Origin of the sequence: Pseudomonas sp. Sample_10 (assembly GCF_004321495.1) — a bacterium.
In the GTDB taxonomy this organism is placed as follows: Bacteria; Pseudomonadota; Gammaproteobacteria; order Pseudomonadales; family Pseudomonadaceae; genus Aquipseudomonas.
The window spans coordinates 1-23,624 of record NZ_RCOE01000203.1; the positions used below are offsets into that span (position 1 = coordinate 1).

Below are 23,624 nucleotides of genomic sequence, written 5' to 3' on the forward strand. Positions count from 1 at the left end.
CGGCCCCATCGCTGGCAAGCCAGCTCCCACAGGAATTCGGTTCCCACATTGGGAAATGGGGTTGTCAGTTACCGACCACGACTTTTTGCGACGCTTTGGTCTGTGGTTTCGAGAACTTCCACGCATCACCCGCCGGTGCCGTGCCTTTGTCGTAAGGCTTGCCCAGCAGCATGTAGACCAGACCGGCACCCATCACCACCAGGGTGGTCAGGATCATTGAATAGTTGATGTACCACGGCGCATCCGGCGAGCGCGGCCAGACCATGTTGATGATCGCGCAAACGCCATAAATCAGCGCGGCCAGGTTGATCCACAAGCCCCAGGCACCCAGGGTGAATTGACCGTTCGGACGCCAGCCCTTGGCGCGGGCGATCAACGCGGCGACCACGATCAGCTGGAACGCCACGTAAATACCGATGGCCGCAAAGCCGACAATGGTGGCCACGGCGTCAGCCATGAACATGCCCAGGCAGACAATCGCCGCCGGCACCAGGCCGCTGACCAGCAGCGCGAACGATGGCACATGGTTTGCCGACAGACGCTTGAACAGCGAACTGCCGACGATCATTTCGTCCCGGGCATAGGCGAACAGCAACCGGCTGGCGGCCGCTTGCAGGCTCAACACGCAGGAAATGAACGAGACCATCACCACCGCCATCACCAGGCGCGAACCCACGGGGCCAAACGCGTTGGCCAGGATGGTCGCGACCGGGTCGGTGTCTTCGCCGGCCAAAACCTTGGCCATGTCCGGAACCGAAAGGATCAGCGCCAGGCAAGCGAACATCGCCGCCGCGCCACCGATGTAAATGGTCATGCGCATGGCTTTGGGAATGCGTTTGCCCGGGTTCGGGGTTTCTTCGGCGACATCGCCGCAAGCCTCGAAGCCGTAGTACTGGAACAGACCGGCCAGGGACGCCGCGAGGAACGCCGGCAAGTACGAACCATTGACCTCAAGGTTGAAGGTGTCAAACAGCACGCTGAACGGTTGATGACGCTCGAAGATCAGCAGATAGCCACCGACGAGAATCGCTCCGACCAGCTCGCAGAGAAAGCCGAACATCGCCACCTGCGCCAGCAACTTTGTGCCCACCAGGTTCAACGCGGTGGACAGCAGGATGATTGCCAGGGCGATGTAGATGTTGGCCTCGGGACCGGGGCTGAAGCCCAGCATGATCGCCAGATACGGCCCGGCACCCACCGCGACCCCGGCGATAGTGGCGCACAAGGCCCAGGCATACACCCAGCCGACCATCCACGCCCAGCGCTTGCCCACCAGGCGACGAGCCCAAGGGTAAACACCGCCGGAAATCGGGAACTGCGAAACCACTTCACCAAAAATCAGGCACACCAGCATCTGCCCGGCACCGATCAACAGGTAAGACCAGAACATTGGCGGGCCGCCGGCAGCCAGGCACAAACCGAACAGGGTGTAGACGCCGACGACGGGCGACAAGTAGGTAAAGCCCAGGGAAAAGTTCTCCCACAGGCTCATGCTGCGGTTGAAATCGGAGCTGTAGCCGAGGGCGCGCAGTTGTTCCGCGTCCTGGTCGACGCTGCTGCTTGCACGCGTGTTAGATGAGCCACTCATGTTATTTCCTCATTATCAATGGCAGTGGATTGCGGGTACTCGATCCTGTGGGAGCCAGCCTGCTGGCGATGGGGCCCTCACGACCGCCATCGCCAGCAGGCTGGCTCCCACAGGGGATTGCGTCAGGCTTTGGCTTCGTCGTCGTATTGGGACAGCCACTCCACCGCCGCGTCGCGGTAACGGCTGAACCCCTTGTAGTCGACCAGTTGTTGATTCAAGTCGCGCAACACGCGGTGCATGCGCCGGGCCCACGCCGGATTGGTGGCGATGTTTTCGAGGCTCAACAGGTAGGTGCGAATCGGAAAGACAATGGCGTTACTGCGTGGCAGGCGATGCAGCGGTTGCAGTTCGATGCGCAGATACACCAGCTTGCCGGCGTTTTCGGCGGTGACGATGGTTCGGTCGGGTGCCCATTCCGGCAGGCTTTCAGCCGACACTTCCAGACGCGGGTTGACCGTCAGCGACCAGTTCAGGCGTCGCACCGGGTGGCCGATACGCAGGCGCAGCAGGAATTTCAGGGCACGGTCGAGCATGCCGATTTCCTTCACCAGCGGTACCGGACCGTGGAATTCTTCCCAGCTCATGCCGAGGTTGAAACGCAGCGAATAGTCGGCACGCTGAGTGGCGATGCCGGCACCCCAGTACAACGTGCCGTCGCGTTCTTCCTGCAAGACCCAGTCGCCCTGAGCCTGACGGGTCACGTATTCCATTGGCTCATAGGGCAGGGTGGTCGGGTCGCCAAAGGTGAAACGGTCGTCGATGTCCAGCAGCCGGTTGGTCCAGTGCCACTGGCGACCGTCGCGCTCCAGGCTGAAGTACTGCGGGTAATCCCGGGCATAGGACTCCATGATCAATTCCAGAAGGTCCCATTGCGCCTCCATCATGTGCGGTGCCGAGACATAGTGCATGCCCGGGTCTTTCTCCAGGGTGATGGCGCGATCGCGGCACTCGCTGATGTAGTGCTCGTCGATATCGAATGCGGCGCGGAATGCACCGTCGCCCACCGAGACATGCGGTTCGAGGTTCATCGAATACATGTACTCGTCATCGGGAAACGGGAAGGGCGCGCGCGCGATGGTTTCCGGGCTGTTGGCGAAGGTGTAGTCGTCGCGGTAGGTTTCGTCGGGATTGAATTTTATGTTCATTGTTTTTTCTCCGTCGATCAGAGGTCGATGACCAGGCGATTGCATTTGGCGCGGGATACGCAGGGCATGATTTTCTTGCCACTGGTCTTGTCGTCGTCGGACAACCAGTCGTCGCTGTGCAGCAGTTCGCCGTCGAGTTCCAGCACGGGGGTTTCACAATGCCCACAGGCCCCGCCACGACACAGGTAAGGCATGCTGAAGCCCGCGGCTTCGACCGCTTCGAGCATGGTCTGGTCGGGTGAGACCTCGATGGTTGTGCCGCTGCGGCCGAGGGTGAAGCTGAAGGCTTCGCCGCCGCTGCTTTGTTCCAGGAAACGTTCGAAGTGCACATGGCTGTCGGTCCAGCCAAGGTCGCGAGCGCACGCCAGGGTGGCATCGATCATGCTGTCCGGGCCGCACACGTAGACGTGACTTCCCAACGCACGGTCGGCCAGAATCTTGCCGATTTCCATGCGCGATTCGACACCCTTGCGGTACAGATGCACCTGCTGGCCATAGATGGCCTTTAACTCTTCGCCCAATTGCGCATGTTCTTCGCCACGCACTGCGTAATGCAGCTCGAACGGCACCTTGCTCAGGCGCAATTCTTCCAATTGCGAAATCACCGGGGTAATGCCGACACCGCCGGCGATGAACAAATGCAGGCGCGCCTGTTTGATCAACGGAAAGAGATTGACTGGCGGAGTCACCTCGATCATGTCCCCTTCGTTCACCGAGTCGTGCAGCGCGACCGAACCGCCGCGACCGCTTTCCACCCGACGCACGGCAATCTGGTAGCTGCTGGTGTCGTAGGGCGAGCTCAGGAGCGAGTAGGGGTTGCGCAAAGTGTTGCTCTGATTGGCGATCAACACCACGACGTGACTGCCACCGGAGAACGCCGGCAAGTGCGCGCCGGTCGGCGAGACCAGGGTGAAGCGTTTGATTTCCGGGGTCACCGCTTCGATGCGGGCCACACGCAGATTCAAAGTCCCATTGTTCTGGCTCATGTATCGAGCTCCTCGGCAGGGGGTAGTTCGCCCGGTACTTCGGCGTCGGCCTTGACCGCCTGAAACGCTGCCAGGCGCCGGGAATAGTGATCGCGCACCACCAGCGTCAGGCCGCAGCCGGGGCAGTCGTAGACACGTTGGATGACGTTTTCGGTATAGGTGTCGCAGTGCACGCACCAGACCCGGCGCACGAGGGTGCCGGAGTGCTCGCGCAGGACTTCGTCGCGGTTGAGGTCGAAATGCGTGGCCACTTGCATGGCGCTGCCGAGGAAACTTTCCGATCCGGCCAGATACAGGCGGGTGCCCATGCGGGCATCGGCGAGCAGCACCTTGAGCGCGTCGATCAACGCTTGGTTCGTTTCAACGACCTGCAATGGCAGATCGGGGTGGCGCTGCTGCAAAGGTGCGAGGAAGTCCTGCCCGGAAAACGACTCGCGGGAATACAGCAAGGTAATGGGGCAATCCAGCTCCACCAGCTCGTCCAGCAAACGCAACATGGCACGACCGCCGCTGCCTTGCCCGGCAACGATATGGCGCCTGCCTCCCGGTAATGGTTGCAACCGGTCATAGACCGGCCGGCTTTTGATCCCGGTGATCAACATTCTTATTATTCCTCCTGGCTAGCGAGCCGGCGTTTGGAAGCCGGCTGCGATGCAAAGCCCAACGATGGTGGGTTGCAGATAGCAGGAGCACAGGTCGTGCCAAGTGATTAACTTGTTGAAATATAAGGAAGTATAATTTTTGCTGGACTGCGATGCAGGCAAAAGTAAGCAGATGTGTATGCGTTTTTGCAGCGGCTGGAGGAGTGCCGGACAGCGCACAATCCCCGTGGAACCGCCTGACGGCGGTCAATCGCGCTGCAACTTGCGAATCAGCGTGCCGATGTCGATGCCCAGGTGCTGCGCCGCCTTGCGTTTGCTGCCACACAGGTCCACGGCCTGGAGGATCACTTGGCGTTCGAACTGTTGAACCTGAAGCTTGAGGTTTTGCTCCGGGTTGTCTTGCGTCTCGACCTCCACGAAGGAAGGGCTCTGGTGCTGCGGCGATCGCTGCGGTTCCAGCAGTTCGGCTGGCAGGTGATGTTCCTGCGCTTCATCGTCGGCAAGCACCGCCAGCCGCTCGAAAATGTTCACCAGTTCACGAATATTGCCGGGGAAGTCGTAGCTCATCAGACGCTTGCGGCAGCCGCTCGACAGGCTCAGCGACGGCTCGCGGTCGCCATTGATGCGACTCAGGAGAATATCGATCAGGAACGGCAAGTCATCCCGATGCTGACGCAGCGGCGGAATTTCAACCGGCAGCACGGCGAGGCGATAGTAAAGGTCGGCACGAAATTCGCCGATGCTCACCAGATGGCGCAGGTCTTTGTTGGTGGCGGCGATGACCTGCACTTGTACGGTCTTGCTCAAGGGCGAGCCGACTGACTGGATGGTGCTGTCTTCCAGAAACTTCAGGAGCTTGGCCTGCACATGCAGGGGGATTTCGCCGATCTCGTCGAGAAACAATGTCCCACCCGAGGCCGCCTCGATATAGCCCTGCTTGCCGCCCTGCAAGGCGCCGGTAAAGGCGCCGCGCTCGTAGCCGAACATCTCCGATTCGAACAGGCTCTCGGGAATGCTCCCGCAATTGACGTGAATGAACGGCCGGTCACCCCAACCGGCCGCCCGATGAATATGCCGGGCGATGGCGGTCTTGCCGACCCCCGGTTCACCCAGCAGCAACAACCGTGCGCGCCGGCGAAAAGCGCGCACGCCGGTATCGGCGATGCTCGACAGTTGCGGGGAAAGATGCAGGGCATTGTCCTGAGGATCTCGCAGGCCCTGGGGTTCTACCGGTCGGCCGCCAAGGGCGGCTCGCCGCTGTGGCTGGCTGCCGTCGAAGTCTTTCTGGGTCAACATGCGGAAGGGTTTTTCGTAAGCCCCCGTGGGGATCGCATGCGTGCTGCTGAGCAGCACGCGACCTTCCCGCGAGCGGGTCAACGCGCTGTTGCCACCACGATTCAATGCAGCCAGCAAATCGTCGTAGTTCAACGCCGAACGCTGGAAGAAATCACTTTCCGACAGCCCGACGGCTTGCTGTTTGGAGAGCCGGTTGACCCGTTCGGCGGCCAGATTGAGAAAGCGCACCTGGCCTTCGCCGTCCGTCACGATCAGCGCTTCGCTGAAGCTGTCGAGCAAGGCGTGCAGCGCTGGAGTTTGCAGCAGTGCACCGAGCACTTCAGTGCTGACATTGACCGAAGAACGCATGCCCATCTGCATGGTTGGAGGCAGGTTGGTATCTTTCATGGGTGCAACTCTTCGGTGCGGCGAACGCCCTGGCTTTGGCGGAACACCGCCACCCGCCAGGCCACGCCTTCACGGATCAGGATACGCGAACAATGCACATTGAAGTGCCGTTCGCGCCCGCCAAGGCCCGGCAGGGGCAGGCTGTGCCAAGTGCGCTCGGGCAGGGCGTTATCCAGCAACAATCGAGCGATGCCGGCACCTTGGGTGATCCCGAAGGTTTCTTCGAAGGCTGCGTTACGCCATTGCGGTTGCAGGTGTTCATCAATCACCAGCACCGCGTCAGGCACCGCATCGAACACCCGGCGCAGGGCATCGATGCGTTGCTCGGCGTCGTGCTGCATGCGCAGTTCCTGGCTGACGTCGCGAATACTGCCCCACATCCGTAACAGCTGGCCGTTGACGATGGTCGCCCGAACATCGTTTTCCACGTAGGCGGGCGAACCGTCATGGCGACGGTCCACCGACAGTGCGCAATCGACGGTGAACCCGGCTTCGATCAAACGCCGCACGAACTCTTCGTTGGCCGGGCTGCGCGGCCAGTACAGTCGCACGGGTTGCTGGTTGAAATCGACATCGGACGGCATCTCGTACACATCGGCCATTGCCCGGTTGCACAGGCGCCAATGGGAGTCGTTTTCGAACACCTGGCGGACGATTTCATCCGGGGAATTGTTGATGTCCACCGCCTCGGCGAACTCGATGCACCAGTAGGCGACTTTGGCGCTCTGCAGCATCTGGCTCATCACCTCATTGGCGTTGTGCATTTCCCGTAGCCGATGGCCCAGCACACCGAGCGGGATTTTCAACAGATGAAGACGTGCCGGTTGCACTGTCCGCCATTCCAGCAAGCCGCTGGCAATCACGTGCAACAGCCCGCCGTTGCGGCGAATCAGGGTCAATTCCAGGCTTTGGACCTGTTCATCGGCCGGTGGGTTGGTAAATAGCGAATGCACAGCACGCATCGAGTCGACGCTAAAGATGCGTTCGATCGGCTGGTCGAGCAGTTCCTCGGGTGCATAACCCAATTGATCGCTCAGGCTGGCGGAAAGGTTGAGCAGGTGCCCGTCGGCACTCAGGGTACTGGCAAGAGGCTGGGCTTTTCTGGCCAGCAAATTCAGGATATCCATCGATGAGTTGGCTCACTCTGGTTTGTTGGGTTCCTGGATGAAAACCACAGTCAATAAAAGGAGGGCATTTCGCATGCCAACTCAAAAGCCTGCGAACAGGGAGCAACGCAACAAGGCACTGTGTCGAGTGCTGCGATATTGCAGCGAAATGTGCATTTATGCAGCGCATGAGTCGAGCTTAATGCGCGAAGATCGTAGGCGGTAGGCATTCCGATGAGTGACGTATGGGCATAGCATTTTTCAATCCAGCGGTATTTGCCACAGGATGAAATCGGTCTAAAAACAGCAACCCACACTTGTAGTGCTTTGCTACTCTGAAGGTGTAGGTGAAAACGCAGACTGATGCGCAAGCGGATAGCGAGGACGCGTGGGGCGCGCTCCGAAGGGTACACGGTTAGAAAGATCTCCGCGCTGAGATCCAGCCCTTATGCCGTGTGAAGCAGGGCAGCGCAAATTGCTGTTTCTGTGGGAGTCCTGATAAACCTCGTAAGCCAGAGACCAGCACTGGCCACCTACTTGGCTCTCGAAGCCGACTTGTGCAGCTGCGAACAAGCAGTTCGCCAAGATCAAATGCCCCGCCTGCCGGGGCATTTGTTTGTCTGCACTATTGCATCAAACCAGATTGATCGTCACGTCGATGTTGCCACGGGTTGCCTTGGAATACGGGCAAGTCTGGTGGGCAGCGTCCACCAATGTGCGGGCCAGTGTTGGCTCAACACCTGGCAGGCTGACGTTCAGACGCGCCTGGAGGAAAAACGCGTTATCGGTCTTGCCCAGATCGATTTCGGTCGCGACGCTGACGTCAGCCGGCAAGCTGACCTTCAACGCCGCCGCGGCTTTGCCCAGCGCACCGATAAAACAGGCCGACCAACCGGCACCCAGCAATTGCTCGGGATTGGTGCCACTGCCGGAAGAGCCCGGCGGGGAGAGCTTGATGTCCAGGCGCCCGTCGTCACTACGCGACTCGCCTTGGCGACCGCCGGTGGTGACAGTCTTGCCGGTGTACAGCACGGTATCGATTTGATTGATCATGAAGTGGCTCCTGCGGGGGTTGAACGGCGACCCGCGCACTTTTTCACTTTCATGTACACCGTATGTGTCTTGGGCACGCGATTGTGTATCGCTGTGTAGTTTCCCTGGCCTCGAATACAGATCGATACAAATCCCTTCCTGAGCGCCTCAGTTATTGTCGGGCCTGCGCCGATTGCCGGTTGTGGACGATCTGCTTCGGCCCGGCCAAAGCCCAGGCAATCAGTCCCAGCAACGGCACAAACACAATCACCACCATCCACACACCCCTGGTGCTCGCCTTGCCCTCGCTCTTGCGTAGCCGATTGATCGCCCACAATTCAATAATCAATAGCACTGCCGCGAGTACGATCCACGTTGGTTCGAAATGCATGTGTCACCTCCTGATGGTTAAACGGTTAGGTGAACATGGACCGGCAGGGTTCATTAAATTTTGCGGATTGCTACGACGATCAAGTCCTTCCGATTGCCGCAGCCGAGGGGCGAAAGGTCCTTCAGAAATCCACCGTCGCCGACAATTTCAGCGTCCTGGGCTCACCTTGAGTCAGGTAGTTGTTGGAGGTCGAAGCCGACGACCAGTACGCCTTGTTCGCAACGTTTTCGACGTTGGCGCGCAAGGTGATGTATTTGTCGTCGGCCGTGAAGCCGAAGCGGGCGCCGAGGTCGACGCGGGTCCAGGCCGGGATGCTCAGGCTGTTCGCCGCGTTGACGTATTCGCCGCCGGTGCGCAGCATGCGAGCGTTGAGCGCCGCGCCTTGAATGCCCGGCACGTCCCAATCGGCGCCGAGGTTGTACTGGAAACGTGGCACGCCAGCGGCGCGGTTCCCGTCGTTGAGGCCGTTGGAGGTTTTCTTCTGTTCGGTGTCCATCCAGGTCGCCCCCGCAAGCACGCGCAAGCCGTCCAGCGGTTCGCCGAACACATTCAGTTCTACGCCTTTGTTCACTTGCTCGCCGTCGACGCTGAAGGTCGGCAAGCGGTTGCCGGTGACGGTCGAGGTCGAACTGTTCGGCATCTCGATGCGGTACACGCCCAGCGTCGCGCCGAAGCTGTTCCAGTCCAGTTTCACCCCGGCTTCCGTCTGCTTGCTGCGGTTGGGAGCGAACACTTCATTGGGGTTGGTCACGCCGGTGGACGGCGAGGTCGGGCCTTGTTGCAGGCCTTCGATGCGGTTGGCGTAGAACGACACATGCTCCCACGGCTTGATCACCAGACCGTAGACCGGCGTGGTGATCGATTCTTCGTAATTGGCCGTACGCGCACCGCTGGTGGTGTTCCAGGCGTCGACTTCGAGGGTCTGCCGACGCACGCCGAGGGTTAGCAGAATGCGGTCGTCGATGAACCCCAAGGTGTCGGACACCGCTGCACTCTTGACCCGGTTCTTGCCGACAATGCGCGGATCATGAATATCACTGCCGAAATAAGTGTTAGTCGGGCGCGGCACCTGTACCGGGTTGTACAGATTGCCGTTGACGCGGTTGGCCACCAGGATCGCCTCGAATGCCGAACGTTGCTCGCCCCAGGTGCCGGACAAGCCAACGTTCATCTGATGCGAGACCGGGCCAGTGTTGAAGTGGCCGTTCAAACCGGCAATCGCGCTTTTGTTGTCTTCGTCGTGGGGTGAATAGAGAAAGCCGACTTTACCGCTGCCGTCGTTGGCGACGTATAACGACGAATACTGGCCGTTTTCCCGGGTGTGCTTGGCACCTCCACCGGCGTAGGCCGTCCAGTTGTCGTTGAGGTCGTATTCGCCGTTGACCATGCCGTAGGTGTCTTCGAGTTCCGACCAGGTCCAGTCCTGGGCATAGTTGTCCTTGGCCGATGGCGCGTGCGGGACTTTGGTGCCGGTCGGGTAGACCACCGAGCGCCCGTTGTTGATGCGCTGCTTCTGATAGCCAAGGTCGGTGGAGACGCGCAGGCGCTCGCCGCGATAATCCAGGCCCACGGCGATCAGCTGGGAATGCTCGCTTTCATCATCCACGGCAGTATCGCCGCCGTGCTGGGCAAGGTTGACCCGCGCGCCGAAACGGTTGTCATCACCGAAGCGCTGGCCGAGGTCGATGTGCCCACCGACCTGGCTGTCACTGGCGTAATCGAGGCTTGCGCTGCGGGTCGGAGTGTCCTGCGCGCGCTTGGGCACCAGGTTGACGCTGCCGCCAATACCGCTGCCGCCTGGCGCCACACCGTTGATGAACGCATTCGGGCCTTTGAACAGCTCGACCCGTTCCAGCGCTTCGGTGGTGATGATCTGCCGGGGCAGAACGCCGTACAGGCCATTGAACGAAATGTCGTCCGTGGTCAGTGGCAGGCCGCGAATGGTAAACACCTGAGAAAAGTTGCCAAAACCTGCGGACTGGCGCACCGACGCATCGTTGAGCAGCACGTCACCGACGGTTCGCGCTTGCTGGTCCTCGATGGTCTTGGCGGTGAAGCTGACCACGCTGAACGGCACGTCATTGATATCGCGATTGCCCAGCACCCCCAGGCGCGCTGAGCGGGCGAGCTGGTCACCCGCATAGGTGTCCGCTTCACTTGCCACGCCACTGACCGTGGTGGCGCCCAATTCCAGCGCTGCGCCGCTGTTGACCTGGGGTGCCACGGTGTAGCTGTCGGCGCCGGTGGCAATCAGCGAATAGCCACTGCCTTGCAGCAAACGGGCAAAACCGGACGGTACGGTGTAATCACCTTGCAGGCCCTGGCTGTTCTTATCTTTCAGCAAATCGGCGTCGAACGACAACAACACCCCCGACTGCGCTGCGAACTGTGCCAACACGCTGGACAGTGGCCCGGCGCCGATGGCGTAAGTGTGGGACGTAGCGCTTTGGCTGGCTTCGGCAGCCCAGACGCGGTGTGCGGGGGCGATGGCGGACAGGGCAATGGCCAGGCTCAGCAGATTCATGGGGAGCCGGTGTTTGCAGCGGTTCGAAAGCGGTCGGGATGTCATTCGGCAATGCCTGCGCAAGCAAAGGAAAAAGGAAACTTTCCCAACACACCGAACGGTCGCGAAAAAGGTATCAACCCCTTGGAAAATATTTTCGCAAAAGACGCGACGCATGTATCTGAACGTATCTCCATCGCCAACCATTACTTGCGCATACAAAAACCGCACCGCGTGACACGCCAGCGATACACGCAAGTCGCCTAATGGAGCGGCCTCACAACGGCACCCCGCGCATTTTTCATCCCGCGCTCATTGGAGAATTGCGATGTCCCGAAATAACAAAACCAACGCCGCCAGCCTGCTCGGCGCCGCTATTGTCGCCGCAGCACTCACCGCGTTCAGCGGTCTGTCTCAGGCCCAGGAAAACAAGGCAACCGCCGACGCCGGCCAGGCCCCTGCCAAGAGCTGGCAGACAGGCATCAAGCGTACCGATCTGGTGCGTCACGACCTGGATGTAGAAGGGCGAGAAGTGATCCAGGTGCTCGTCGACTTCGAACCGGGCGTGGTCTCGCCAAAACACTCGCATCCCGGAGTCGAAGTCGCCCACGTCATTGCAGGGACATTCGAATACGAAATCGAAGGTCAGCCTAACGTCACGCTCAAGGCCGGTGACTCACTGTACATTCCCGCCGGCGCCGCCCATGTCGCGAAGAACGTCGGCAAGGACAAGGCTTCGGAACTGGCGACCTACATCGTCAAGAAAGACACGCCGTTGCTGAAACTGGAAAAATAAACGTCAAGGCTTGTTCAACGCTGATCACGCTTTGTGATCAGCGTGCAGCTGCCCACTGCGATCAGGCCCGCCAGGCCAATCAGGCCCAGCGCGACAGTAAAGGTCACACGCAGGCCCCTGGCAATCGCCTCCGGATGCGCAGTGGTGATGTCGACCGTTGCCGAGGCCATGGCGAATACCGCACCCATCACCGAAGCCCCAGTGATCAGCCCCAGATTCCGCGACAGGTTGAGCAGGCCGGACACCACGCCCCGTTGATCTGCCTGGACCTCGGCCATGACCATCGTGTTGTTGGCGGTCTGGAACACCGCGTAGCCCAGCGTGATCACCACCAGCGGCGCCATGTAGCCCCCCATACCCAGGCTGCTCGGCAGTATCGATAACAGGAAACAACCGAGGGCAACGGCGATCAGTCCGACGAGTGTCATGCGCCGGGCACCGAAGCGGTCGGCAATGTATCCGGCGGGAACGCCCGTCAACGCGGCAACCAACGGCCCCACCGACAACACCAGCCCGACCCCGACAGCGCTCAACCCGAGCGACTGCGACAGATAGAATGGCCCCACCACCAAGGTGCTCATCAGAACCGTTGTCACTAACAGGCTCATGATCAGGCTGCCACTCAATTGTGCGTCGCGGAACATCGCCACTTGCACCAGCGGCGCTGCAACGCGCGCTTGGACCCATGCGAACAAACCGACCCCCAGGCATGCCGCCAGCAGCAGGGCAAGATTGAGCATGCCGAAATGACCGCGACCAAGGGTCATGGCCAGCGCGTAGGCGCCGAGGGTCAAGGCCAGTACCAAAGTGCCCAGCGGATCGAAAGTCGCGGGTCTGGCCGATGGCCGATCCTCAGGCAAGTAGCGCAGGGCAAGCAGCAAAGTCAGCAAGCCCAGAGGGACGGTGATCAGAAAAATCGCCCGCCAGCCGAAACTGCCGATCAACAGACCACCCAGCGACGGCCCCAGCGCCGTGCCGATGGCCGACATCGTTCCCAGCAGGCCCATGGCGCTACCGGTCTTTTCTTTGCCGACGGTCTCGCTGACACAAGCCAATGTCAGTGCCATCATGATCGCCGCGCCAAGCCCTTGAAGCGCTCGCGCGCCAATCAGCCATTCAAGACCTGGCGCCAGGCCGCACAGGGCTGACGCGAGCGTGAACACGCCGATTCCGCCTAGCAGCAAACGACGACGTCCGATGAGGTCACCCAAGCGCCCGACGCTGAGGATCAGCGTGGTAATCGCCAGCAGATAGGCGAGAACGATCCATTGCACTTGTTGAAAGGATGCTGTGAATACCTCGGCTAACGTCGGCAAACCCACGTTGGCGATGCTGGTGCCCAAGGAAGACAGCAGCATTGATGATGACAGGCTGAGCAGTGCCCATTTGACCGACAGAGCGGGTAAGCCAACTGATGTAGTTTCCATGCCGTATCTCTTTGTGGCGGCTCCCGATTGGAGCTACCGCCAATCTACGTTCGCGCCTAACATGGCGGAAGACGCACGGCTTGCACTTGATACGTGCGCCTGACGCCACTTCACTCAGTTACGGTGCGATCATGTCCGGTTCCGACTTCAACTTGCTGCTTACCCTCGATGTCCTGCTCAGCGAAGGCAGCGTCGCTCGGGCCGCCAAGCGCCTGCGCCTGAGTCCGTCGGCGATGAGTCGGGCGCTGGCGCGTTTGCGCGAAACCATGGGCGATCCGCTGCTGGTTCGGGCCGGGCGTGGCCTGGTGCCAACGCCGCGGGCGCTGGCACTGCGCGAGCATGTCAGGGAATTGGTGCAGCAGGCAGAAGCGGTGCTACGCCCGGCCGAGCAACCGGACCTGAGCTGTCTAAAGCGCACCTTCAGCTTGCGCACCAGCGAAGGCTTCGTCGAAAACTTCGGCGCCGCGCTGATCGCCCGAGTCACCGAACAGGCACCGGGCATACGTTTGTGCTTCGTCAGTAAACCCGACAAGGACAGCACTTCACTGCGCAACGGCACGGTCGACCTGGAAACCGGCGTGGTGGGTAAAACCGCCAGCCCGGAGCTGTTGACCCAAGGCTTGTTCCGCGACCGATTCATCGGGGTGGTACGTGAGGGGCACCCATTGAGCAAAGGCTCCATCACCCCCGAGCGCTACGCAGCGGGTCAACACATCAGCGTGTCCCGCCGCGGTCTCGAAAACGGTCCGATCGATGAAGCACTGCACCTCCTGGCATTGCAGCGACGCGCCGTGACCATCGTGGCCGGATTCTCGACGGCATTGGCATTGGCGCGATCTTCGGATCTGATCGCAAGCGTGCCGGAGCGACACACCAGCGCGGCGCGAGTCGGGATGTACAGCTTTGCGCTGCCGCTTTCCCTTGCGCACTTTTCCGTCGCCATGTTCTGGCACCCCCGACAGGACGCCGACCCCGTGCATCAGTGGTTACGTGGATGCCTTCGGGAGGTTTGCACACAATAAAGTTTCATGTGTACGTTCTTGAAACAATCACTGTTTCAGGTATGTAACAGTTATGCGACTCGGAATATTCAGGCAATAAAAAGTTGGCGGTACGTTATAAATGATCCTGAACTTGTCGGTCATTGTGAGGTATTGCCAACAATTGTTATTTGGATCCGTTTTTTTTGTGAATGAAAGTTGATTGCAAATACGTTAGGTGGCGTGATGCTATTAGTTGATGGCAATTAACCAGTAGTCATGAGGTGGATGGATTAATGTTTTGATGTGATCGCAAGCCTTTGATTAATATAATAAATAAACTTGTTGGTGTGCTGGCTATGCATATTATCGGATATTTAAAAACATTATGCGATCTCGGAAGGTTCGTTGCGCAAATAAGATAAAAAAATAACTTCACAATAAAAGCACACGCTTTTCTAATGCGATGCTAGTGTTGGTACCCTCCGTTCACCCCGCTGGCTTTTCTGAAGAGGACGTGCGTCATGCCCACTCAAAACCCGCGGATTGCGATACTCGGTAATAGAGCTCCCGGATTGAACCTTCCCGAGCTTGAGCACTTTACCGATCTCGGCAGTCTGTTGGCTGCAGTCGCATTTGATGTCGTCCTGTTGGACATGCCCGCCGCCTACGCAGCAAAAGTTCTTCGCAAACTGCGCTCGACCGAGCCCTATCGCTACACGCTCATCTACTGTTGTCGCGACCAGGATGGCTGGTGTGAAGCCCTGGGTGACGGAGCGTGCCCGGTTGAGTCCAGCGAAATAAAAACGCTTTGGGCGAACTGGCTGGAGCGCTTCCGGCTTTTCAAGAAGGGATCGGGGCAGGAGCGTTTCGAAAGTCGGGTGTTGACCTGGCTGTGGCTGCGTGACAACGCCCAGGTGTACGCCCTGCGAGACCCACAGGTGCCTCAGCATTACCGTTATCCGTTGCTGGATGCCCTGGCGGATAACGAACCGATCAACCCGTTTGTCTGGCTCGGTTTGATGGTGCAGCAGGAATGGCTGGAGGAGGGCGTACTGATCGACCGCGTCCGGTTGTGCTCGGACTGCGGTTCGGGGCGGCTCAATTACATCGACGTCTGTGCCGAATGTCATGCCATGGACATATCACGGCAACCGTCATTGCATTGCTTTACCTGCGGGCATGTCGGGCCTCAGGAATCATTTCTCAAGGATGGCGTGCTGTTGTGCCCCAATTGTCTGAACCGCTTGCGTCACATCGGTAGCGATTACGACCGTCCGATGGAGAACTACCGCTGCCGCTCGTGCCAGGCGTTTTTTGTCGATGCCGAAGTGCAAGCGCGTTGCCTGGATTGCGGGTTGTCGCACACGCCCGACAAACTGCGGGTGCGAGAAGTCCGGGATTTTCGCTTGGCCGAAGCGGGGCGGTTTCGTTGCCGGCAGGAATTCAGCGAGCGTTCGTCTCGGCACTTTGGCAGGCTCAACCTGCTGGGCGGCAAGGACTTCTTTGATCTGCTGAACTGGCAGATCCAGATCGTTCGCCGCTATTCGAACCCGGCTTTTTCCTTGATCGGCCTGCGTTTTGTCAACCTGGCCGGCACGTTGACGCGTCTGGGTGAACAGCGTGGCCATGCGTTCATCGACAGTGTCGCCGATCGTCTGCAGGAGTCGGTCAGGGAAACGGATCGCTGCTCTCGAAGCACCGAAGAGTTTTTCTGGATCATGTTGCCCAATACTGACGAAAAGGGGCTGGAATCGGTCAAGCAGCGTCTCGGCCGAGTCGCCGAGCTGTTTTCCGCGCCGGAAATCAGTGACGTGTCCTTACGGTTAGTCAGCATCACCGCACCCAAGGAGCTCCTCGATCAGGAAGATGGTGAACTGCTGCTGGCCCGACTGGCCGGCGAATTGGGTGATGCGAGATGAGCCCATTCATGGAGCAACTTTACAGCCTGCTCAGTGCCTTGATGGGAGCGGACGGGTTGAGCCGATTGTTTTACATGCTGTTCCCCCTGTTTCTGATGTTCGAATTGCCGTTGATGGTCATGGTGATGCTCGGTGTGCTGCGCTGGTTCACTCGTCGGCGCACGCGCGTGCCCAAGACCAGTGTCTATCGACCCCGGGTCTCTTGCATCATTACCTGCTACAGCGAAGGCCTTGATGTACAAACCACACTGTTGAGCCTGTGCGAACAGACCTACCCCGGCCATATCGAGATGATTCCGGTGGTCGACGGCGCCACGGTCAATCAAGCGACGCTCAGCGCCGTACGCGGTTTCAAGGTCGATGCGTATCTGTACCCCAGGCGCCATTTGCGACCTATCGCCAAATGGCAGCGAGGCGGACGGGTGTCGTCATTGAACGCCGGCCTGTCACTGGCCAGCGGGGACATTGTCATGGCCCTCGATGGCGATACGTCCTTTGACAACAACATGGTCAGCTCCATCGTGCGGCACTTCGAGGACCCTTCGGTGCCGGCGGTTGCCGGTAGCCTGCGGGTGCGCAACGTCTGGTCATCATGGGTGACCGCGATGCAGGCGCTGGAGTATCTGTTGTCCATCCACATGTCGAAAATCGGTTTGTCGGAATGGAATCTGGTCAACAACGTCTCGGGGGCCTTCGGTGCGTTTCGCCGCAGCTTCCTGGTGAAAATCGGTGGCTGGAACACGCATACCGCCGAAGACCTGGACCTGACGTTGCGGATCAAGAGCTACTTCAAGCGCCACAACCTGAGAATCCCGTTCGAGCCTGAAGCGATCGGCCACACCGATGCACCCAAGACCCTTCGCGAGTTTCTGATGCAGCGCCTGCGCTGGGACGGCGACCTGTACTTTCTCTATATCAGAAAGCACAACCACAACATCGACCCCAAGCTGCTGGGCTGGCGCACCTTCCTGATGATCCTGCTCACGGGCTTCTTTTTCCAGCTGGTGCTGCCTTTCCTGATCCTCACCTACACCTTGGTTGCGTTGTTCGTTCTGCCGGGCAAGACGTTGCTGATTCTGTTCGTGATGGTTTACCTGTTGTACCTGATGATCACCTCGATATTGTTCCTGGCCATGTTGGTGATGGTCTCGGACCGGCCCCGCAAGGACATGACCTTGGGGGTGCTGGTGCCGGTCTTTCCGCTGTTCATGCTGATACTGCGCTGTTGGAGCGCCGTGGCAATGCTCAATGAAATGTTTCGTCGCGGACACGAAGAAAGCTCGATGGCGCCGTGGTGGGTACTTAAACGGGCCACGAGGTTTTGATATGCGATCGATTCTGCTCGCCATGACGCTGCTGATTGCGCCGCAAGTGGTGCACGCTGCACCTTCGCAGTGGTCCCAGGCCAGTTACGTCTGGGACAGCGAAGCCTTGCTCGATCCCGAGCATCGGGGGGCTGAACTTGCGGCATTGCGCAAGGCCGGTATGGACAAGATTTACCTGGGCCTCAAGGCCGCCCAGATCAAGGACCTTGGCACCACGCGTGAACAACTGGAGCAATTACTGCAGCAAGCGACCGGAGCAGGGATGCAGATCAGCGTGTTGCTTGGCGATCCGGAATGGATAAAGCCTGAGGGGCGTCATCAGCTCAGCGATTTACTGGCAAAACTCGACGGCCTTTCCTTCACCAGCCTGCATCTCGACCTGGAGGTCGAGCAACTGGGCGTACCGGTGCCTGACCAGCGTTTGAAAGACTGGCTCGACACTTTGCGCCTGGCGGCCCGCGAAAGCCCTTGGCCGGTGGAAATTTCCAGCCACCCCCGCTGGTTTGGCGACGCAAAACCCGGAGAAACCTGTGTGCCCTGTGGGCTTCCCGAAGCGGGTGTGCGCCAGGTCAGCCTGATGATCTACACCCGCAACCCGAAAAACAGTGCGCAACGAGCAGAGGCTATCGCCAAACGCTGGCCCGATCTGCAATTTCGCCTGGCGCAAAGTACGGAGCCGCAACTGGATTCCACCGAATCCTGGGCCGGTGCATCGACTGAACAGTTGCAACACCAGGCCAGTGTCTGGCGCGAGCAACTGCAACCTCAAGGGATTGCCGGAATTGACTGGCAAGCCTGGCGAGACTTTCCAAAACGGTGAGCCGTCATGAAGATTCGTTTCGATAGTCGCAAAGAATTGAGCCCTACTCAGGAACAAGGCTTGACGGTGCTTTACGCACCGGGCAAACGCATGGCGTTCCGGGTGCGCTGGTATCTGATTCTGTTATTGGTGGCGAGCCCCTTGATCTGGCTGGGTGGCAAGTTGGTTTACGGGATGTGGATGATCGACGCGCCGGCGCAATTGCGCCTGCCGATTCTTGAGGTCCGAGCGCGGGATGCCGGGCGGGTCGAGCAATTGTTCGTCAAGGCGGGGGAGCAGGTGCGGATCGACCAGCCGCTGGTTAACCTCGACAACCCCGAATGGCGTGCGCGGCTGGCGCAACTTGCGGCCATACCGGCCGATACGATGCGCTTGAGCAATGCCAAGCTCGGTGGCCGCGAACGTCAATTGCTCAGGACCCGTATCGCCCGCGCGGAAGACCGCGTGAAGGTGCTTGAAGAGCTCGTGGTACGCGGCGCGGTTTCCCGGGGAGAGGTGTTGTCCGCCCAGTCCGAACTCGACAGTTTCAGGGCCGATCTGCTGGCGTTTGAACGACGCGAGCAACAGGCCAGTCAATCGCCCTTGAGTGATGAGCGAGATAAGGCACAGCGCAGTGCCGAGCAAGCATGGTTGCAGACGCGGCTTGCCGCGCTGCCGGTCGCGGCCGCGCAGAGCGGACGGGTGGCAGAAGTTTTGGTCAACCCTGGGGAAAACGTCGGCGCCGGCACCTTGCTGATGCGCATCGAGCAATTGGAAGATCCGCTGCTGTGGATTTATCTGGAGCCACTGAACATCAGCTACGCCGCCATTGGTCAGCCGTTGCGTGTACGCATGCCGGACGGCGAGTGGTTGACCGCCCACGTGGTTCAGGCGGTGGACAGCGCCGGACGTACGCCGACGGTGTTGCGCGGGCCGTTTGCCGCCAGCGAAATGGGCCTGCAGGTTGCCGCGCGGTTTGATCGGCCTCTATCGCCACGCTGGCGAATCGATCAATTGCCATTGAATGTGCGCTTTCCCACTGACTGGAAAAAAATGCTCACTGACGGCCGTGAATTCATCGATGAAATAGGCGATTTCATCGCCATGGTTCGTCCCTCCGCCACCGAGCAAGAGAGAGAATAAGTCATGACTGAGCGAATTCTTGTGACGGGAGGGGCCGGCTTCATTGGCTCGCACCTGGTCGAAGCGCTGCTTGAAAAAGGCTATGGCGTGCGTGTTCTGGATGATCTATCTACGGGCAAATTATCTAACCTGCCGATTGATCGCTGCCATTTGACCCTGGTGGTGGGGGACGTCGCCGACGGGCCGACAGTGGCGAGGGCGATGAAAGATTGCAGCGCTGTGGTGCATCTGGCCGCGGTAGCTTCAGTGCAAGCATCGGTAGACGACCCGGTTGCGACCCATCAAAGTAATTTTGTCGGCACCTTGAACATTTGTGAGGCGATGCGCCAGGAAGGGGTAAAGAGGGTGGTTTTTGCCTCCAGTGCGGCGATCTATGGCAACAATGGCGAAGGCACCGCGATCACCGAGGACACTGTGAAAGAACCGCTGACCCCCTATGCCGCCGACAAACTGGCCAGCGAACACTTTCTGGATTTCTATCGTCGTCAACATCATCTTGAGCCGGTCATTCTGCGATTTTTCAATGTCTATGGTCCGCGCCAGGACCCTTCGTCGCCTTACTCCGGCGTGATCAGTATTTTCAGCGAGCGGGCGCAAAAAAAACTCCCGATCACCGTTTACGGCGATGGGGAGCAAACACGGGATTTCGTTTACGTAGACGACCTGGTCAAGATCCTCGTACAGGCTGTCGGTGATGTTCAACCCGGCAGTGACCCAGTCAATGTCGGGTTCAACCGTTCCACCAGCGTTAATGATCTGGCGTCGATGCTAGGCGAATTGCTCGGGCGGCCACTGACGTTGAACTACGACAAGCCGCGCAACGGTGACATCAAGCATTCGCGCGCCGACAACAGCCGACTGCTCAAGCGGTTTGCCATGGCCCCGCCGACCGGTTTCGCCGAGGGGCTGGGACAATTGCTCAAAAGTATTGATGGCGACGGGCGTTAGCGGCGACTTCGGTCGCCAGCAAATGCTCGGCCAACACATCGTTGAGAAAGCGGAACTGATCGTTGAGCCCCACCACTTCGTTGTTGAAATGATTGCCGGCAGCTGGAATCAGCAAGTCTTCGAATTTTTCGTCGAACATCAGTGTCAACACCTTACGGGACTCGAATTGCTGCGAGTAGTAGTTGTTGCCGAACACCGGGAAGCTCACGGCCAGGGTGACTTCGTTGATCATGACGTGCGCTCCTCGGAGAGAACGAACCAGGCGAATACGCTCAACGTGGAGGCCGTCAGGGCCAGACAGGTCAGGAGATGGATCAGCATGATTCGAACCTCCGCTACAGGGTTTCGTGTGGGGTTGAAACTGATCCTACGCTGACGGTTTTGGAGCGGAAGGCATTCGTGGCGATGGTGAGTATCGATGGCAGTGATGGTCGGGCTTCGCCAGCAGGCTGGCTGCCACAGTAGTCCCTTGCAGGAGCCAGCCTGCTGTCGATGAAGGCATTAAGAACAACATCAACAACCAGCGGGCAAGGACTGCCACCTATACTCAAATCAAGGGTTTTTGAGCGTCGGGCATTTGGTTTGGCGCAGACTTTAGGGAACCGCGATCTTGAATCGGCGCTCGCTGATCGTCGTCATGCTGCTGCTGTTGGCGGGATGCGCCACAGCTCCGCGTGCGCCGGTGGAAGTGCCGCAGGTCATGATCTCGCCAAGTACCTGGCAACAAGTCGATCAGGAAATCGTCAGCGCATCGCAATCCGCCACCGAACAAACCAGAATCTACGCCCGTGGCGCCATGGATTACTGGCGCACGCGGGTCTATCAGTTGACCGAAGAAAACTTCATCCCCTGGTTCAGCAGCTATTGGACCCAGGAATGGCTGTCGATGAAGGTCAGTTGGTACACCATCAGCGCCAAGGGCGAGCGGGACACCTCGGAAAAGCGCCTGGCCGCTTACTTGCTGGAGAAATACCAGGAAAAGGTACTGGCTCCAGTGGCGGTGGAGATTGATCCGGACGCGATACTCAGTCTGGCGTCGGCGTTTTACGTCGACATCCTCAGGGAAGAGTTGCAGAAAATCTCCCAGCGCCACGGCGTGCCGATGGCTCAACTCAATGGCCGGATCCAGAAAGTCCCGGCGATAGCCCTCGGGCCGCCATCGGCCCGGGATGCTTCGCTGTATCAAATCGTTCACGCCGAGACGTTGAACTCGCTGCCGGCCTATGCCGCGCTCATCGACAAGGTACACAAGGCCGGTGGCGAGAAAGGCGTCGATTCGACCGACACCGCCATGGCGCCGGTTGCCAAGCGTGCCAGTCAGCGAATCGAGGCGGAAATGGCCCCTCGCGGTGCGGCCAGTGCCGTGGCGGCGGCGGCGGGAAAACTCGCCGGTGGCTTGATTACCGTCGGTGTCGCGGGGATACGTGCGTTGATCCAGGCCAGCGACCGGCCGGACAGCGAGGCGCTGATTCGCAGCAGTCTGGGCAACACCTTCGACAAGGCCTGGACGAAGATGGTGCAAAGCCCGACCAGTGGCGTGATGGCCGGAACGTTGTACATGGCGGGGCAGATCGAAGGCAATCTGGCGCAAAGTGCGCAACCGCCGGTCGGTGTCAGCGTGGGAACTGTCGATTGGAGTCCGACCGAATCGACTAACCAGCAGATCAACCCATGAAGCAAGGAGATGACTCATGTCTTACATCGATGGTTTTGTCGCGGCGGTGCCTACCGCCAATCGCGAGCAATACAAAAAACACGCCGAAATCGCTGCGGCGGTTTTCAAGGAAAATGGCGCCTTGAGTGTGGTCGAATGCTGGGGCGAAGACGTGCCGCAAGGCACCGTCACCTCTTTTCCGATGGCGGTGAAACTCAAGGAAGGCGAAACCGTGGCATTCGGCTGGATCGTCTGGCCGGACAAGGACACCCGCAATGCCGGCATGGACAAAATGATGCAAGACCCGCGCATGAAACCGGACGTCAATCCGATGCCGTTCGATGGCCAAAGAATGATTTACGGTGGATTTGAACAGCTGCTTGAAGCCTGACAGCGTAACGCAGGATCACTCTGCCGCCGGGGTGATCCTGCAACTCTTGCGCCCGCGGATTTCATCGTCCGTCGGCCGTTCACGAATGAACTCGAAACGCGGTTCGCCTTCGCTGTAATGCACCAGCCAGCCCCATTCCAGCTCGAATTCGTCCTGCCCGGGCTTGGGTGGTGCGGCCCACCATGGTTCTTTGCTGAGGATCTGACGCATGGCCGCTTCCTGATGGTTCGCTTGCTTGAACTATAACGTGCATGCCGTCATGCGCCAGAAACGGCCCGTCGGTTGTAGACTCAAGTGAGCCAGCCAGAGATCCCCCTGCATGAATGACGAATCCCGTGAGCCGTTCAAACGGCTGTTCTTTGCCCTGGACTGCGCGCCGGCACAACGCAAGGCCATCGCCCAATGGCGTGGCGCATTGCAATTGAGGAGTGGACGCCCGGTGCCGGCGGAGAACTTTCACCTGACCCTGAAATTTCTCGGTTCGATCGATAACGCGCGAATCGCTGATATCTGTGAGGCAGCCGCATCTGTGCGCACATCGGGCGCGCGACTGACGGTGGTGCTCGACCGATTGGATGTCTGGCGCAGGGCAGGGGCGCTGGTACTGGCGCCGGAACAGGCACCGCCGGCATTGTTGCGCCTGGTGTATGACCTGGAACAGGCCTTGTTGCCCTTTGGCCTGGAAGACGCCCCCCGGGAATTTCGCCCGCACCTGACCTTGGCCCGCGACTTTCGCGCACCCCTGCCCGAGGCCGTCACGGCGCCGGAATTTTTCCTGCGCGCCGATCGCTTCATCCTGTTCGAATCCCACAAGGGCCGCTATCGGGCACTGGCCGAATGGCCTCTGGGCACTGCGTAACGCCAGACAAAAAAAGGCGCCCGAGGGCGCCAAACTTCACCTTAACCGAGGAGCCAGGTGAGCGATGCAGCGGTGGTAAGGCGCTGCATGAAGGTAAACCTCGATCGTTACTTCCTTGATCGTTCCCATGCTCCGCGTGGGAATGTAGCCCGGGACGCTCCGCGTCCCTCGTCAGAGCTGGAACGCAGAGCGTCCCTTGAGGCGTGCCCACGCAGAGCGTGGGAACGATCCTCACTCCGCGCCGTTATTTGATCGTTCCCATGCTCCGCGTGGGAATGTAGCCCGGGACGCTCCGCGTCCCTCGTCAGAGCTGGAACGCAGAGCGTCCCTTGAGGCGTGCCCAC

General features: G+C 59.5%; 23 protein-coding genes. 11 read left to right on the plus strand and 12 right to left on the minus strand.

Features of this window, described 5'->3' with window-relative positions:
- Positions 1-64 precede the first annotated feature (64 nt).
- From D8U18_RS19505 to D8U18_RS19545, 9 genes are all read right to left on the minus strand, one after another.
- Complete coding sequence (locus D8U18_RS19505; RefSeq protein WP_131108198.1) at positions 65-1,588, minus strand: amino acid permease; 1,524 nt, start codon at positions 1,586-1,588, stop codon at positions 65-67.
- A 122-nt stretch (positions 1,589-1,710) separates the two neighbouring features.
- Positions 1,711-2,733, minus strand: coding sequence for a DUF3445 domain-containing protein (locus tag D8U18_RS19510; protein WP_131108199.1), 1,023 nt, complete (start codon positions 2,731-2,733; stop codon positions 1,711-1,713).
- A gap of 17 nt (positions 2,734-2,750) precedes the next feature.
- Complete coding sequence (locus tag D8U18_RS19515; RefSeq protein ID WP_131108200.1) at positions 2,751-3,719, minus strand: PDR/VanB family oxidoreductase; 969 nt, start codon at positions 3,717-3,719, stop codon at positions 2,751-2,753.
- Positions 3,716-4,321, minus strand: a complete 606-nt coding sequence (locus D8U18_RS19520) for a dimethylamine monooxygenase subunit DmmA family protein (RefSeq protein ID WP_131108201.1) — start codon at positions 4,319-4,321, stop codon at positions 3,716-3,718. The genes D8U18_RS19515 and D8U18_RS19520 overlap by 4 nt, the downstream gene beginning before the upstream one ends.
- A 246-nt stretch (positions 4,322-4,567) precedes the next feature.
- The gene (locus tag D8U18_RS19525) at positions 4,568-6,004 is read right to left on the minus strand and encodes a sigma 54-interacting transcriptional regulator (protein ID WP_056853429.1); all 1,437 of its coding nucleotides are present in this window, start codon (positions 6,002-6,004) and stop codon (positions 4,568-4,570) included.
- Positions 6,001-7,131 carry a PAS domain-containing protein gene (locus tag D8U18_RS19530; RefSeq protein WP_130930599.1) on the minus strand — a complete coding sequence of 377 codons (1,131 nt, stop codon included), beginning with the start codon at positions 7,129-7,131 and terminating at the stop codon, positions 6,001-6,003. Before D8U18_RS19530 ends, D8U18_RS19525 begins: the two co-directional genes overlap by 4 nt.
- A 612-nt stretch (positions 7,132-7,743) precedes the next feature.
- Entirely contained in the window at positions 7,744-8,163 is a 420-nt protein-coding gene (locus tag D8U18_RS19535) for an organic hydroperoxide resistance protein (RefSeq protein WP_056853431.1), read from the minus strand.
- A 151-nt stretch (positions 8,164-8,314) separates the two neighbouring features.
- The gene (locus D8U18_RS19540; protein WP_056853432.1) at positions 8,315-8,533 is read right to left on the minus strand and encodes a PLD nuclease N-terminal domain-containing protein; all 219 of its coding nucleotides are present in this window, start codon (positions 8,531-8,533) and stop codon (positions 8,315-8,317) included.
- A gap of 121 nt (positions 8,534-8,654) precedes the next feature.
- Complete coding sequence (locus D8U18_RS19545) at positions 8,655-11,102, minus strand: TonB-dependent receptor (protein WP_056853433.1); 2,448 nt, start codon at positions 11,100-11,102, stop codon at positions 8,655-8,657.
- A 6-nt stretch (positions 11,103-11,108) separates the two neighbouring features.
- On the opposite strand from D8U18_RS19545, the gene D8U18_RS19550 reads away from it, so the two are divergent.
- The gene (locus tag D8U18_RS19550; RefSeq protein ID WP_130904336.1) at positions 11,109-11,303 is read left to right on the plus strand and encodes a hypothetical protein; all 195 of its coding nucleotides are present in this window, start codon (positions 11,109-11,111) and stop codon (positions 11,301-11,303) included.
- A gap of 61 nt (positions 11,304-11,364) precedes the next feature.
- Positions 11,365-11,832: a cupin domain-containing protein gene (locus D8U18_RS19555; RefSeq protein ID WP_056853435.1), complete on the plus strand. Its 468-nt coding sequence runs from the start codon at positions 11,365-11,367 to the stop codon at positions 11,830-11,832.
- A 14-nt stretch (positions 11,833-11,846) separates the two neighbouring features.
- On the opposite strand, the gene D8U18_RS19560 is transcribed toward D8U18_RS19555, so the two are convergent.
- Complete coding sequence (locus D8U18_RS19560) at positions 11,847-13,259, minus strand: MFS transporter (RefSeq protein ID WP_131108202.1); 1,413 nt, start codon at positions 13,257-13,259, stop codon at positions 11,847-11,849.
- Positions 13,260-13,390: 131 nt separating this feature from the next.
- Here D8U18_RS19560 and D8U18_RS19565 point away from each other — a divergent pair, with 131 nt between their 5' ends.
- The 6 genes from D8U18_RS19565 to D8U18_RS19590 all read left to right on the plus strand — a co-directional run bounded on the left by D8U18_RS19565 (position 13,391) and on the right by D8U18_RS19590 (position 20,376).
- Positions 13,391-14,281, plus strand: coding sequence for a LysR family transcriptional regulator (locus D8U18_RS19565; protein ID WP_130904334.1), 891 nt, complete (start codon positions 13,391-13,393; stop codon positions 14,279-14,281).
- Positions 14,282-14,763: 482 nt separating this feature from the next.
- Positions 14,764-16,161 carry a diguanylate cyclase gene (locus tag D8U18_RS19570; RefSeq protein WP_131108203.1) on the plus strand — a complete coding sequence of 466 codons (1,398 nt, stop codon included), beginning with the start codon at positions 14,764-14,766 and terminating at the stop codon, positions 16,159-16,161.
- An 8-nt stretch (positions 16,162-16,169) separates the two neighbouring features.
- Complete coding sequence (locus D8U18_RS19575; RefSeq protein WP_236708421.1) at positions 16,170-17,486, plus strand: glycosyltransferase; 1,317 nt, start codon at positions 16,170-16,172, stop codon at positions 17,484-17,486.
- 1 nt (position 17,487) lies between these two features.
- Entirely contained in the window at positions 17,488-18,306 is an 819-nt protein-coding gene (locus tag D8U18_RS19580; RefSeq protein WP_130908356.1) for a hypothetical protein, read from the plus strand.
- A gap of 6 nt (positions 18,307-18,312) precedes the next feature.
- A complete protein-coding gene (locus tag D8U18_RS19585) occupies positions 18,313-19,428 on the plus strand; it encodes a biotin/lipoyl-binding protein (RefSeq protein WP_056853441.1) in 1,116 nt (371 codons plus the stop codon).
- Between the two features lie 3 nt (positions 19,429-19,431).
- On the plus strand, positions 19,432-20,376 hold the full coding sequence (locus D8U18_RS19590) for an NAD-dependent epimerase/dehydratase family protein (protein ID WP_131108204.1): 945 nt from the start codon (positions 19,432-19,434) through the stop codon (positions 20,374-20,376).
- On the opposite strand, the gene D8U18_RS19595 is transcribed toward D8U18_RS19590, so the two are convergent.
- Positions 20,348-20,608: a hypothetical protein gene (locus tag D8U18_RS19595; protein WP_056853443.1), complete on the minus strand. Its 261-nt coding sequence runs from the start codon at positions 20,606-20,608 to the stop codon at positions 20,348-20,350. The genes D8U18_RS19590 and D8U18_RS19595 overlap by 29 nt on opposite strands.
- Before the next feature lie 378 nt (positions 20,609-20,986).
- Here D8U18_RS19595 and D8U18_RS19600 point away from each other — a divergent pair, with 378 nt between their 5' ends.
- Positions 20,987-22,051 carry a hypothetical protein gene (locus tag D8U18_RS19600; protein WP_130904328.1) on the plus strand — a complete coding sequence of 355 codons (1,065 nt, stop codon included), beginning with the start codon at positions 20,987-20,989 and terminating at the stop codon, positions 22,049-22,051.
- A 16-nt stretch (positions 22,052-22,067) separates the two neighbouring features.
- Entirely contained in the window at positions 22,068-22,421 is a 354-nt protein-coding gene (locus D8U18_RS19605; protein WP_056853445.1) for a DUF1428 domain-containing protein, read from the plus strand.
- A gap of 15 nt (positions 22,422-22,436) precedes the next feature.
- Here D8U18_RS19605 and D8U18_RS19610 read toward each other — a convergent pair whose 3' ends face one another.
- Positions 22,437-22,631 (minus strand): hypothetical protein, encoded by a 195-nt coding sequence (locus tag D8U18_RS19610; protein ID WP_056853446.1) that lies wholly within the window; start codon positions 22,629-22,631, stop codon positions 22,437-22,439.
- Positions 22,632-22,740: 109 nt separating this feature from the next.
- Here D8U18_RS19610 and thpR point away from each other — a divergent pair, with 109 nt between their 5' ends.
- Positions 22,741-23,280, plus strand: a complete 540-nt coding sequence (gene thpR, locus D8U18_RS19615) for an RNA 2',3'-cyclic phosphodiesterase (RefSeq protein ID WP_131108205.1) — start codon at positions 22,741-22,743, stop codon at positions 23,278-23,280.
- Positions 23,281-23,624 lie beyond the last annotated feature (344 nt).

Excerpts from the sequence above, each read along its gene's own strand:
- D8U18_RS19505 (WP_131108198.1), bottom strand. The coding sequence starts at position 1,588 with ATGAGTGGCTCATCTAACACGCGTGCAAGCAGCAGCGTCGACCAGGAC.
- D8U18_RS19510 (WP_131108199.1), bottom strand. The coding sequence starts at position 2,733 with ATGAACATAAAATTCAATCCCGACGAAACCTACCGCGACGACTACACC.
- D8U18_RS19515 (WP_131108200.1), bottom strand. The coding sequence starts at position 3,719 with ATGAGCCAGAACAATGGGACTTTGAATCTGCGTGTGGCCCGCATCGAA.
- D8U18_RS19520 (WP_131108201.1), bottom strand. The coding sequence starts at position 4,321 with ATGTTGATCACCGGGATCAAAAGCCGGCCGGTCTATGACCGGTTGCAA.
- D8U18_RS19525 (WP_056853429.1), bottom strand. The coding sequence starts at position 6,004 with ATGAAAGATACCAACCTGCCTCCAACCATGCAGATGGGCATGCGTTCT.
- D8U18_RS19530 (WP_130930599.1), bottom strand. The coding sequence starts at position 7,131 with ATGGATATCCTGAATTTGCTGGCCAGAAAAGCCCAGCCTCTTGCCAGT.
- D8U18_RS19535 (WP_056853431.1), bottom strand. The coding sequence starts at position 8,163 with ATGATCAATCAAATCGATACCGTGCTGTACACCGGCAAGACTGTCACC.
- D8U18_RS19540 (WP_056853432.1), bottom strand. The coding sequence starts at position 8,533 with ATGCATTTCGAACCAACGTGGATCGTACTCGCGGCAGTGCTATTGATT.
- D8U18_RS19545 (WP_056853433.1), bottom strand. The coding sequence starts at position 11,102 with ATGACATCCCGACCGCTTTCGAACCGCTGCAAACACCGGCTCCCCATG.
- D8U18_RS19550 (WP_130904336.1), top strand. The coding sequence starts at position 11,109 with ATGCCTGCGCAAGCAAAGGAAAAAGGAAACTTTCCCAACACACCGAAC.
- D8U18_RS19555 (WP_056853435.1), top strand. The coding sequence starts at position 11,365 with ATGTCCCGAAATAACAAAACCAACGCCGCCAGCCTGCTCGGCGCCGCT.
- D8U18_RS19560 (WP_131108202.1), bottom strand. The coding sequence starts at position 13,259 with ATGGAAACTACATCAGTTGGCTTACCCGCTCTGTCGGTCAAATGGGCA.
- D8U18_RS19565 (WP_130904334.1), top strand. The coding sequence starts at position 13,391 with ATGTCCGGTTCCGACTTCAACTTGCTGCTTACCCTCGATGTCCTGCTC.
- D8U18_RS19570 (WP_131108203.1), top strand. The coding sequence starts at position 14,764 with ATGCCCACTCAAAACCCGCGGATTGCGATACTCGGTAATAGAGCTCCC.
- D8U18_RS19575 (WP_236708421.1), top strand. The coding sequence starts at position 16,170 with ATGGAGCAACTTTACAGCCTGCTCAGTGCCTTGATGGGAGCGGACGGG.
- D8U18_RS19580 (WP_130908356.1), top strand. The coding sequence starts at position 17,488 with ATGCGATCGATTCTGCTCGCCATGACGCTGCTGATTGCGCCGCAAGTG.
- D8U18_RS19585 (WP_056853441.1), top strand. The coding sequence starts at position 18,313 with ATGAAGATTCGTTTCGATAGTCGCAAAGAATTGAGCCCTACTCAGGAA.
- D8U18_RS19590 (WP_131108204.1), top strand. The coding sequence starts at position 19,432 with ATGACTGAGCGAATTCTTGTGACGGGAGGGGCCGGCTTCATTGGCTCG.
- D8U18_RS19595 (WP_056853443.1), bottom strand. The coding sequence starts at position 20,608 with ATGATCAACGAAGTCACCCTGGCCGTGAGCTTCCCGGTGTTCGGCAAC.
- D8U18_RS19605 (WP_056853445.1), top strand. The coding sequence starts at position 22,068 with ATGTCTTACATCGATGGTTTTGTCGCGGCGGTGCCTACCGCCAATCGC.
- D8U18_RS19610 (WP_056853446.1), bottom strand. The coding sequence starts at position 22,631 with ATGCGTCAGATCCTCAGCAAAGAACCATGGTGGGCCGCACCACCCAAG.
- thpR (WP_131108205.1), top strand. The coding sequence starts at position 22,741 with ATGAATGACGAATCCCGTGAGCCGTTCAAACGGCTGTTCTTTGCCCTG.